Source organism: Paenibacillus sp. SER-28 (assembly GCF_052906305.1).
Window position 1 is genome coordinate 1,055,980 of record NZ_JBRECM010000001.1, and the last position, 10,691, is coordinate 1,066,670.

Annotated in this window: 12 protein-coding genes; all 12 read left to right on the forward strand. The window is 45.2% G+C overall.

The genetic code is table 11. The annotated features are described in order from the left end of the window. Positions 1-9: 9 nt before the first annotated feature. The 12 genes from ACUYLD_RS05070 to proS all read left to right on the forward strand — a co-directional run bounded on the left by ACUYLD_RS05070 (position 10) and on the right by proS (position 10,610). Positions 10-330: a hypothetical protein gene (locus ACUYLD_RS05070; protein ID WP_446674530.1), complete on the forward strand. Its 321-nt coding sequence runs from the start codon at positions 10-12 to the stop codon at positions 328-330. Positions 331-371: 41 nt separating this feature from the next. Continuing rightward, positions 372-1,004 carry a hypothetical protein gene (locus ACUYLD_RS05075; RefSeq protein ID WP_061829446.1) on the forward strand — a complete coding sequence of 211 codons (633 nt, stop codon included), beginning with the start codon at positions 372-374 and terminating at the stop codon, positions 1,002-1,004. Beyond that, complete coding sequence (locus ACUYLD_RS05080) at positions 1,001-1,648, forward strand: endolytic transglycosylase MltG (RefSeq protein WP_061829445.1); 648 nt, start codon at positions 1,001-1,003, stop codon at positions 1,646-1,648. Before ACUYLD_RS05075 ends, ACUYLD_RS05080 begins: the two co-directional genes overlap by 4 nt. A gap of 253 nt (positions 1,649-1,901) precedes the next feature. Then, the gene (gene rpsB / locus ACUYLD_RS05085) at positions 1,902-2,600 is read left to right on the forward strand and encodes a 30S ribosomal protein S2 (RefSeq protein WP_013309916.1); all 699 of its coding nucleotides are present in this window, start codon (positions 1,902-1,904) and stop codon (positions 2,598-2,600) included. Between the two features lie 131 nt (positions 2,601-2,731). After that, positions 2,732-3,382: a translation elongation factor Ts gene (gene tsf, locus ACUYLD_RS05090; protein WP_013309917.1), complete on the forward strand. Its 651-nt coding sequence runs from the start codon at positions 2,732-2,734 to the stop codon at positions 3,380-3,382. 121 nt (positions 3,383-3,503) lie between these two features. Continuing rightward, positions 3,504-4,232, forward strand: a complete 729-nt coding sequence (gene pyrH / locus ACUYLD_RS05095; RefSeq protein WP_013309918.1) for a UMP kinase — start codon at positions 3,504-3,506, stop codon at positions 4,230-4,232. Then, complete coding sequence (gene frr, locus ACUYLD_RS05100) at positions 4,232-4,786, forward strand: ribosome recycling factor (protein ID WP_029517013.1); 555 nt, start codon at positions 4,232-4,234, stop codon at positions 4,784-4,786. Before pyrH ends, frr begins: the two co-directional genes overlap by 1 nt. An 84-nt stretch (positions 4,787-4,870) precedes the next feature. Beyond that, a complete protein-coding gene (locus tag ACUYLD_RS05105) occupies positions 4,871-5,638 on the forward strand; it encodes an isoprenyl transferase (protein ID WP_023988210.1) in 768 nt (255 codons plus the stop codon). Positions 5,639-5,655: 17 nt separating this feature from the next. After that, complete coding sequence (locus tag ACUYLD_RS05110; RefSeq protein WP_029517015.1) at positions 5,656-6,447, forward strand: phosphatidate cytidylyltransferase; 792 nt, start codon at positions 5,656-5,658, stop codon at positions 6,445-6,447. Positions 6,448-6,592: 145 nt separating this feature from the next. Next, the gene (locus ACUYLD_RS05115) at positions 6,593-7,732 is read left to right on the forward strand and encodes a 1-deoxy-D-xylulose-5-phosphate reductoisomerase (RefSeq protein WP_446674531.1); all 1,140 of its coding nucleotides are present in this window, start codon (positions 6,593-6,595) and stop codon (positions 7,730-7,732) included. 106 nt (positions 7,733-7,838) lie between these two features. Next, the gene (gene rseP / locus ACUYLD_RS05120; RefSeq protein ID WP_061829443.1) at positions 7,839-9,110 is read left to right on the forward strand and encodes an RIP metalloprotease RseP; all 1,272 of its coding nucleotides are present in this window, start codon (positions 7,839-7,841) and stop codon (positions 9,108-9,110) included. A gap of 51 nt (positions 9,111-9,161) precedes the next feature. After that, complete coding sequence (gene proS, locus ACUYLD_RS05125; RefSeq protein ID WP_069291738.1) at positions 9,162-10,610, forward strand: proline--tRNA ligase; 1,449 nt, start codon at positions 9,162-9,164, stop codon at positions 10,608-10,610. The last annotated feature ends 81 nt before the right edge of the window (positions 10,611-10,691 follow it).

Here is a 10,691-nt window from a genome sequence, read left to right on the forward strand (position 1 = left end):
TGTGGTCCAATGAGCTTGAAGGCTGTTGAATTGCAAATTGCCGTACCTCGCACGAGTGAAGCAGGAAAATACCAAAGTGAGTCCCAGCAGCGGCCGATGAATGATCAAGCATTGCTTGGACAAAAGGGCGCGCTGGAGACAGAGAACATGCGTCAACGAAGCGGCGCCATAGATCAGTCTGCAGAAACATTCGTCGGTGAGCGGCAAACGGGAGGGCAGAGCAGAGATTCTTCCCAGCAGAGCCGTTCCCAATCAGATGAGACTGAGGTGCCTAAGGAGCATCCGGCAGAGCATCCGTACAAGGGACACCATATTGATTTTTCGCTCTGATCCGACAGGTGGAGAAGCGTTATTAAAGGAGACGATGGGCAGTGGATCAACCATGGATTTATATTGTTCTGCTGGGCGCTGCAGCTGTTGTCTACGCCTGGCTTCTGCCTAAGCGTCAGCCAGGCCGGGGAACAGAAGAGGCCGTCGTTCAAAAGGTCGAGGCCACATTGGAGCAGTATATGGCCGATATTGAAAACGACAATGACGAGCTGATTGAGCTCGTATCTGGTATGAAGCAGGAGCATACAGTTAAACAGGCGGCATTACAGGAACAAGTAGCTGAGCTTCGGAACCGTGTCGTGGAGCTTGAGCGCCAGGCTATGTTTGCTACTGTTTCTATGCAAACCGAGCCTGTATCTAAGGAAATACAACATACAGTAACTTCTCATCAGGCAGCGGTTGCTTACGGTCAATTTCAAAGTCCGCAACCTGGGGTGTCTGTACAGGAAGGCTATTCTGATTCAGAAGCTCCTCTCGTAACTATGGAGGAGCAGACAGTATTGCAAGACCCTGAAACTGAGCAGGAAGTAGAGTCCATCCGTGATCGTTATCAAGAGTTGTTTGCGCTGCATGAGCAAGGCAAGTCGTTGGATTATATAGCCAAGCAATCAGGCATCCAGCGGGGGGAAGTACAGCTTATATTGCAACTCGCGGAGCGGGAGGATGTAACGTGATCAAAAACCGTTCATTTATGCTAGGCATGGGTACGGGCCTTATAACGGGGGCATTGCTGTTGCAACTGGCAATGATCGGTCAGGGACAATCGCAGCAATCTTCAACAGACCCAAAAAACATGACGCGAGAGCAATTAGAAAAGGCAGCTGCCGAATTAAATCTTCAGATCAGTGACAGTTCTGATCCGAAAATGACAGAAGAGGAATGGCGTAATAAGGTGATCAAGGAAGGCAACAAAACTCCGGTTGCACCCCAAAAGGCTAAACCAGCTCAAACTCCGTCAACACCAAAGGTACCTGCAAATAGCACATCCTCGGCGGCTTCTAAACCTTCGACCAGCGCATCGGTTCCACAAAGTCCGAATAAGCCGCAAACTCAAAGGTCTGGCACTACAACGACTCCCAACATCCCCAAGCAGCCTGCCACCCCACAAGTGCAGTATAGCATTGCATCGGGAAGCAATTTGAGAAGTGTGGCATCAGGATTGCAACGGGCAGGGGTTGTGTCGGATGCTAGTGCATTTGAGGCAGCAGCTAAGGCCCAAAAAATCAATACCAAAATTCGTACCGGTACCTATCAGTTCGCTAAAGGTGAGGATTTCAGTTCTATTATTACTAAAATTACGAAAAAGCCGTCCAACTGACCAGACCGGGAAGTGGACGGCTTTTATTCATGCTGACAAGTTCGATAAGAGGCGTAAAACGTCACATTTTGCGTTGTTCCAACTATTGTCGAAAAGTTGGTTGCAACGATGCAAGTGTTATGGTATATTAATTGACGGTGTTAAAAACGCACGTCGGTTAATTTTATAGAGGGTGCTTTCCAATGGAAAGTCTTTATGAAAAATGATGTCGGCGGAGGACACACAAAAAACCAAACTTAGGAGGTGCGTGAAGATGGCAGTAATCTCCATGAAACAGCTTTTGGAAGCTGGGGTTCACTTTGGTCACCAAACACGTCGCTGGAACCCGAAAATGGATCGTTATATCTTCACTGAAAGAAACGGTATTTACATCATTGACTTGCAAAAGACAGTGAAAAAGGTTGAGGAAGCTTACAACTTCGTAAAAAGCATTGCAGCTGAGAATGGTACAATTCTGTTCGTAGGCACGAAGAAACAAGCACAAGATTCCGTTAAAGAAGAAGCAGCACGCGCTGGTCAATTCTACATTAACCAACGTTGGTTGGGTGGTACGCTGACTAACTTCCAAACGATTCAAAAACGTATTGACCGTTTGAAACAACTGGAAGCTTGGGAAGAAGACGGTACATTCGCAGTTCTTCCTAAAAAAGAAGTTATCATTCTTCGCAAAGAAAAAGATCGTCTTGAAAAATTCTTGGGCGGTATCAAAAACATGAAGGGCCTTCCGAGTGCTCTGTTCATCATTGATCCACGCAAAGAACGTATCGCGGTTGCTGAAGCTCGCAAATTGGGTATCCCAATCGTAGGTATCGTTGATACAAACTGCGATCCAGACGAAATCGACTATGTTATCCCAGGTAATGACGACGCAATCCGCGCTGTTAAATTGCTGACAGGTAAAATGGCTGATGCAGTTATGGAAGCAAACCAAGGCGAAGAAACTACAGCATAATATTTCCATTAGGAAATACCTATATGAATTAAATGAAAAGGGTGGTTGGCAGGTGTATAACCTCTCACTACCCTTTTTTTAAGGAATAAAGCACGGTATACCACTGAAAATCAAATTTGGAGGGAAATAATATGGCAGTTAATGCTAGCGCAGTAAAAGAGCTTCGTGAAAAAACAGGCGCAGGAATGCTGGATTGTAAAAAAGCGCTTGAAGAAGCAAACGGTGATTTGACAAAAGCGGTTGAAGTTCTGCGCGAAAAAGGACTTGCAGCTGCAGCCAACAAAGCAGGTCGTATTGCTACTGAAGGTGTTGTTGAATCCTACATCCATGCTGGCGGCCGCATCGGCGTACTGGTAGAAGTAAACTGCGAAACAGACTTCGTAGCTAAAACAGACCAGTTCAGAGATTTTGTACGCGACATTGCAATGCATATCGCTGCATCGAACCCTCGTTATGTTCGTCGTGAAGAAGTGCCACAGGAAGAAATCGAAAAAGAAAAAGAAATCCTGAAAGCACAAGCTCTGAACGAAGGTAAACCAGAGAAAATCGTTGAAAAAATGGTTGAAGGCCGCATTGGTAAGTTCTATGAGGAGTTCTGCTTGTTGGAGCAATCTTTCATCAAAGATCCAGACAAAACAATCTCCACGCTTATCAACGAAAAAATCAGTACAATTGGCGAAAACATCTCCCTGCGTCGCTTTGTTCGTTTTGAACTGGGTGAAGGTCTGGAGAAAAAAGAAGATAACTTCTACGAAGAAGTTATGTCTCAAGTGAAACAATAATTACCAACGAACGGTAATTGCATATGGAAAAAACGGAAATGGAACACATCAGTGTTCCTTTTCTTGCAACAGGACACCTATCCTGTTACATAAAGTATAAATGATATTGGAGGGTGATCATTTGGAAAAACCTGTGTTTAAGCGTGTTGTCCTGAAAGTTAGTGGTGAATCGCTGTCAGGTCCTAACGGTTACGGTATTGATGCGGATACGATTGCGTCCATTGCCGAACAAGTCAAAGACGTGGTGGAACTGGGAGTAGAAGTTGCTATCGTGTGTGGTGGCGGTAACATCTGGCGTGGTATTGCTGGAAGTGCCAACGGAATTGACCGGGCCACGGCAGATTACATGGGTATGCTGGCAACAGTGATGAACTCACTGGCCTTACAGGATGCTTTGGAACAGATTGAAGTACCTACTCGTGTACAAACATCCATTGCGATGCAACAGATTGCTGAACCTTATATCCGCCGTAGAGCTATCCGTCATTTGGAAAAAGGTCGGGTTGTTATTTTTGCAGCAGGTACAGGTAATCCGTTTTTCTCGACTGATACTACTGCTGCACTACGTGCTGCTGAAATTGAAGCGGAAGTAATTCTGATGGCTAAAAATAAAGTGGATGGCGTATATTCTGCTGATCCGTTTAAAGATAGCACAGCCGAGAAATATGAGCAGCTTACGTATTTGGATGTGCTCAACAAAAATCTCGGTGTCATGGATTCTACCGCTTCCTCGTTGTGCATGGATAACAATATTCCGTTGATTGTCTTTGCTATTACAGAGCAAGGTAACATTAAACGTGTCGTGCTGGGTGAGAAAATTGGTACGATCGTCAAAGGGAGTGTAAATTAATGCCACAATCTGTGAAAAAGAGTGCTGAGGAACGCATGCAAAAAGCAATCCAAGCATTGCAACGTGATCTTGCATCTTTGCGTGCAGGACGGGCGACACCAGCTTTACTGGACCGTGTACAGGTAGAGTATTATGGTGCAATGACTCCAGTCAACCAGCTGGCGAATATCAATACACCTGACAGCCGGACCTTGATGATTCAGCCTTGGGACAAATCTTCCTTGGCCGATATCGAGCGCGCTATACAAAAATCCGATTTAGGTTTGACACCTTCGAATGATGGTAACACCATTCGTCTGAGCATTCCTGCTTTGACGGAGGAACGCAGAACTGACTTGGTGAAGTTGACGAAGAAGAACGGTGAAGAAGCGAAGATCGCTATTCGTAACATTCGTCGTGATGCCAATGATGACATCAAAAAATTGGAGAAAAGTGATATTTCCGAGGACGAATCTCGTAAACATCAGGAAGATATCCAGAAAACAACTGATAAGTTTATCGCTGAAGTGGATAAAGTTTTAGCTGCAAAAGAAAAAGAAATTATGGAAGTTTAAAAGATTGGCAGCCCCTCCCTTACGGTGGGGTTTGTCTCTTTTCAAGCCTGAGGCACATTTTCAGAGAATGCTGGAGGAACTGGAATGATCAAACGGGTTCGGTCTTGGTGGAACGGGGAACAAAAACAGCAAACACCGGCCATTTCAAAAGACAATATTCCGCAGCATGTTGCTGTCATCATGGATGGGAACGGCAGATGGGCCAAACGGATTGGAATGCCGCGGATTGTAGGGCACCAAAATGGAATGAAGGCAGTGAAACGCACAGCAATTGCAGCGGATGAACTGGGTATTAAGTATTTGACTTTGTTTGCATTTTCAACTGAAAATTGGACGCGTCCAAAGGACGAAGTTGATTTTCTAATGCGCTTACCGCAGGAATTTCTGGCTATTGAGCTAGATGAGCTGATTGAAAAAAATGTGCAAGTGCGTATGATGGGCAATAAGGAACATTTACCTTCCCATACCGTTGAGGCGCTGACTGAAGCGACTCGACGAACTGAAAATAATACCGGACTTGTTCTTAATTTTGCATTAAATTATGGAAGTCGGTTGGAAATCACAGAATGCATGCAAACATTGGGCCGTCAAATTGCGGATGGGAAGCTTAAAACAGAAGATATAACATCTGAGCTGATCGGTAATACGTTGCTTTCTAGTGGTATGCCAGACCCTGATTTACTGATTCGAACAAGCGGTGAGCTTAGACTTAGTAATTTTATGCTCTGGCAGCTTGCCTACAGTGAGTTGTGGTTTACTGATATTTATTGGCCTGAGTTTAAGAAAGAACACTTATACGAAGCAGTGATCGAATATCAGCAAAGAACACGGCGGTATGGCGGACTGAAGTAAATGGAGGATGAAAGCCGTTGAGACAGAGATTAATTACCGGTATTCTGGCAGGCATATTCTTTTTGGCGATGGTCCTGTGGGGCGGCTTGGCCTACCATTTGCTTATATTGGCGATGGCCCTAATCGGATTTTATGAGTTCGCACGAATGACGCAGGTATCTCCTTTTGGAGGTACAGCAATACTTGGATACGTAAGCATATTAGCTTTTGTATTCCCGTATGAACCTTTTGGTTTGCACTCACCCTTACCCTTTGCCAGTATGCTTTGGCTGGTAATGATAGCTTTTATGATCATCACGGTAGGAACAAAAAATAAAATCCCGATTCAAACGGTAGCTATATTATTTCTTGGTACCGTTTATATAGGGTTTGGATTTTCGTATATTGCGGAATCACGTCATATGGAACATGGACTGTTATGGACATTTTTATTATTGGCTTGTATTTGGGCAAGTGATGCAGGGGCATATTTTGTAGGCAAAATGGCAGGGAAGACGAAATTATGGCCTGCGATCAGTCCGAACAAAACGGTCGAAGGATCCATTGGCGGCATTGTTTTAGCGTTGGTTATAGCTCTTGTATTCGCTGGATTATCGGGTGGACTGCTGCCATGGGGCAAAGCCATCGGTATCGGTTTGTCATGTGCAGTTGTGGGACAACTGGGCGATTTGGTACAATCTGCATACAAACGAGTGTACGGCATTAAAGATTCCGGTAATCTGCTGCCAGGGCACGGTGGTATACTAGACCGCTGCGACAGCTGGATTGTCGTTTTTCCATTTGTACATATGCTGATGCTGCTTCCATGAGTCTATTGATTACAGTTTATGCTCAGGCTAATCTCTATGCTGCTCACTCTGCGCTACTAGAAGGTTGGAACCAGTAGCATAGCTGCCTGAATAATAATCAATGAGCTTCTGGATAAAAGTGATTTTCAGGATAGGAAGGTGCATCATGAAAAGAATTACGGTACTTGGTTCAACCGGATCTATTGGAACTCAAACGCTGGATGTAGTGTCCATGCACCCGGATCAGTTTACTGTTGAGGCTTTAGCAGGTGGTTCTAATATAAAGTTACTTGCTGAGCAGGCGCATCTTTATAAACCCAAAAAAGTGTCTGTGGGTACTCGGCAGTTGGCGGATGAAATTCGTCCTTTACTGCCTTCTGGAATGGAACTGCATTGGGGAAATGAAGGACTCGTTGAGCTTGCTGCGAACACAGAGGCGGATATGGTTGTGACGGCTGTAATGGGCAGTGTCGGATTGCACTCCACGCTGGCCGCAATTGAGGCTGGAAAACAGATCGGTTTGGCCAATAAGGAAACACTGGTTACTGCTGGTCATCTGGTCACAGCGCGAGCTCGGGCGAAAGGAGTGCCGTTGCTGCCGATTGACAGTGAGCATTCAGCTATTTTCCAATGCTTGAATGGTGAGCGTATGAAAGATGTGGCACATATTACTCTCACAGCATCTGGGGGTTCTTTTCGAGATTTGACAAGAGAACAGTTGCGTGAAGTTACAGTGGAAGATGCACTCAAGCATCCCAATTGGTCAATGGGGGCTAAAATTACAATTGATTCGGCAACGATGGTAAACAAGGGGCTGGAAGTCATTGAGGCGCATTGGCTATTCGGACTTGATTATGAGCAGATTCATGTGTTGCTTCATCCGGAAAGCATTATTCATTCCTATGTTGAGTTTCAGGATACAAGCATTGTTGCTCAACTTGGGAATCCGGACATGAGAGTACCCATTCAATATGCATTGACTTATCCTGAGCGTATGAAGTCCCCGGCGAAGCCGTTGTCACTGGCTGAAGTGGGCAGACTCCATTTTAAGGAAATGGATTATAATCGTTTTCCTTGTTTAAGGCTTGCCTTCGAATGTGGTAAAATGGGTGGTACAGCACCGACCGCATTTAATGCAGCTAATGAGATTGCTGTTGCCCGTTTCCTGCGTGGAGAAATTTCTTTTCTGCATATTGAAGCTATTATTGAACGTGTGCTGGAGCGGCATGTCAATGTGGCTAATCCTGATCTGTCTGCGATTGAAGCATGTGACGCAGAGACTCGTAGCATAGCTGCGGAATTGTAGGCTAATGTTGGGTTAGAAACGAAATGTGATTCTCTTGTGCGGGATCGGAGAATAATGATAATCTAGGAAGACAAACTCGATCTCATTGAAAGGGGAACGGAAACGATTGGAAACGATTCAAATAGTGTTGATGACGGTGCTCATGTTTTTCGTCATAGTGACAGTGCATGAATGGGGGCATTATTATTTTGCCAAGCGCGCCGGGATTCTGGTACGGGAGTTTGCGATCGGTTTCGGTCCGAAACTGTTTTCTTATAAAAGAAACGAGACGCGATTTACGTTGCGTTTGTTGCCGTTCGGTGGCTTTGCCCGCATGGCGGGAGAGGATCCGGAGGTCAATGAAATTGAGACCGGACAAACGATTGCTGTACGCGTAACGGATGACGTCGTGAAGACCATCTATCTGGACCAACTGGATAATCGCAAGAATGTGGTGCGTGGCGAAGTGTTGGATATTGATCTGGAACAGTCGTTAACTTTAAAATTGGATGTAGATGGCGAAGATCAGCAATACACTGTACACCCGCAAGCGATGATGGTAACCAAAGGTCAATCCATTCAGATTGCACCCAAGGATCGGCAGTATGGGAGTAAAACAGTAGGACAGCGTGCGATGGCTATTTTTGCTGGACCACTGATGAATTTTATTCTTGCCTTTATTTTGTTTGGTCTGCATATTCAGATGGTCGGCATACAAGTGGACAACCCGACTTATGTCCAAATTAGTGAAATTACAGCAGGTATGCCTGCTGCTGAAGCTGATTTGCATAAGGGAGATATCATCGAATCGGTGAATGGAATAGCCATTGGTGCGAATGTTGAAAACATGATCAAACTGATTGCGGATTCTCAAGACAAGCCAATGAAGTGGACGGTTCGTCGTGATAATAAGACCTTTGATCTTACTATTACACCTCGTGCAATGGAAGGACAAAAGGGTGGCAAGGTGGGCATTGTGCCTGAACTTCCAAAACGCCAAGCAGGTGTGGGTGAAACGTTCAAATTTGCCGGGCAATCCATGGTCAGAACGACCGATATTATTTTCCAAGGATTTAGCCAGCTTATTCAACGTTTTTCTATCAATGACCTGGGAGGACCGGTACGTACTTTTGAAGTGACGGGGCAAATTGCCAAGCAGGGGATTGAGCAGTTGACGTATTGGACTGCTATAATGAGTCTTTATCTGGGGATATTTAATTTATTGCCTATTCCGGCGCTGGATGGAAGCAGACTTGTTTTCCTCGGTGTAGAGGCGGTAAGAGGACGTCCTGTTGATCCGAGCAGGGAAGGAATGGTCCATTTCGTTGGTTTTGCTATGCTATTCCTGCTTATGATTGCGGTCACGTATAACGATATTTTACGCTTAATTAATGGTTAATTAGAGACGGGCTTATACAAAAACGGTCTGTATGGGAGGACATGCATTTCTATGTCGAACGATAAACAATTTGTCGAGGAAATTACGCCGCAGAGCGAAGATTTTTCCCGATGGTATATTGATGTTATTAAAAAAGCAGAACTGATGGATTATTCCCCTGTTCGCGGATGTATTGTATTCCGCCCCGATGGTTTTGAAATCTGGGAGCATATCAAGGAAGCCATGGACGTGCGCTTCAGAGAAACAGGCCACCGTAATGCCTATTTTCCAATGTTCATTCCAGAAAGCTTTTTTCAAAAGGAAAAAGAGCATGTCGAAGGGTTTAATCCTGAACTGCCTTGGGTAACCGAGGCTGGTGGGGAAAAGCTGGAAGAGCGTCTTGCAATTCGTCCGACTTCGGAAACCATGATTGGTCATATGTACTCCAAATGGATTCAATCCTATCGTGATCTGCCTGTGCTTATTAACCAATGGGCTAACGTAGTGCGTTGGGAAAAACGCACGCTGCCTTTCTTGCGCACAAGTGAATTTTTGTGGCAAGAAGGTCACACGGCCCATGAAACAGAAGAAGAAGCACGCGAAGAAACGATGAAAATGCTGGAAGTATACCGTGAGGTTATTGAGGAAGTTCTGGCTATTCCGGTTATTACTGGACAGAAAACGCCTTCTGAAAAGTTTGCAGGTGCGAAGGATACATTTTCACTGGAAGCGATGATGAAGGATGGACGGGCGGTACAAGCTGGGACCTCCCACTATATGGGAACTAATTTTGCCGTTGCATTTGACATTAAATATTTGAGTCGTGAAAACAACTTGGAATTCGCGCATACGACTTCATGGGGAACAAGTACACGTTTGATCGGTGCACTGATTATGGTACATGGAGATGACCGTGGTCTGGCATTGCCTCCTAAAGTTGCGCCTACGCAGGTTATTATGGTTCCAATTGGACCACCTAAGAAGCGTGATGCCGTTATCGCTCGTGCAGATGAACTATTTGCTGAGTTGAAACAAGCGGGAGTGCGTGTTAAAATGGACGACCGCAGCGATGTAAGTCCAGGCTGGAAATTTAATGAATATGAAATGCGCGGTGTGCCGGTTCGTCTGGAAATCGGACCTCGTGATATGGAAAACGGTGTCTGTGTGCTCGTGTCCCGCATCAGCGGTGAGAAAAAAATCGTGCAGCAGGATAATCTGGTTGAGGAAGTACACGCGATGCTCGCACAGGTACAGCAGGAGATGTTTGATCGTGCGAAAAATTTTATGGAAGAAAACTTCTATTCCGTCGATACGCTGGATGAAATGAAGACTCTCATGGAAGAAAAACGCGGCTTTACTTTGGCAGGCTGGTGCGGAGCTGAAGAATGTGAAGACAAAGTTAAAGAAGTAACAGGTGCTACAAGCCGTAACATACCGTTTAAAACAACCGAGCAAAAGTCCACATGTTTGTGTTGTGGCAAACCTGCCAAGCATACAGTAGTGTTTGCACGGGCGTACTAATATAGATGTAGGGCAATATCACTATACTCACTTCATTCTTTTTGTTGACATGGTAGCTGTTACGGGACAATGTTCCGAAGA

Coding starts and splice junctions, on each gene's coding strand:
- tsf (WP_013309917.1), top strand. CDS start 2,732: ATGGCAGTTAATGCTAGCGCAGTAAAAGAGCTTCGTGAAAAAACAGGC.
- ACUYLD_RS05105 (WP_023988210.1), top strand. CDS start 4,871: ATGATCAAACGGGTTCGGTCTTGGTGGAACGGGGAACAAAAACAGCAA.
- proS (WP_069291738.1), top strand. CDS start 9,162: ATGTCGAACGATAAACAATTTGTCGAGGAAATTACGCCGCAGAGCGAA.
- rpsB (WP_013309916.1), top strand. CDS start 1,902: ATGGCAGTAATCTCCATGAAACAGCTTTTGGAAGCTGGGGTTCACTTT.
- ACUYLD_RS05115 (WP_446674531.1), top strand. CDS start 6,593: ATGAAAAGAATTACGGTACTTGGTTCAACCGGATCTATTGGAACTCAA.
- frr (WP_029517013.1), top strand. CDS start 4,232: ATGCCACAATCTGTGAAAAAGAGTGCTGAGGAACGCATGCAAAAAGCA.
- ACUYLD_RS05070 (WP_446674530.1), top strand. CDS start 10: ATGAGCTTGAAGGCTGTTGAATTGCAAATTGCCGTACCTCGCACGAGT.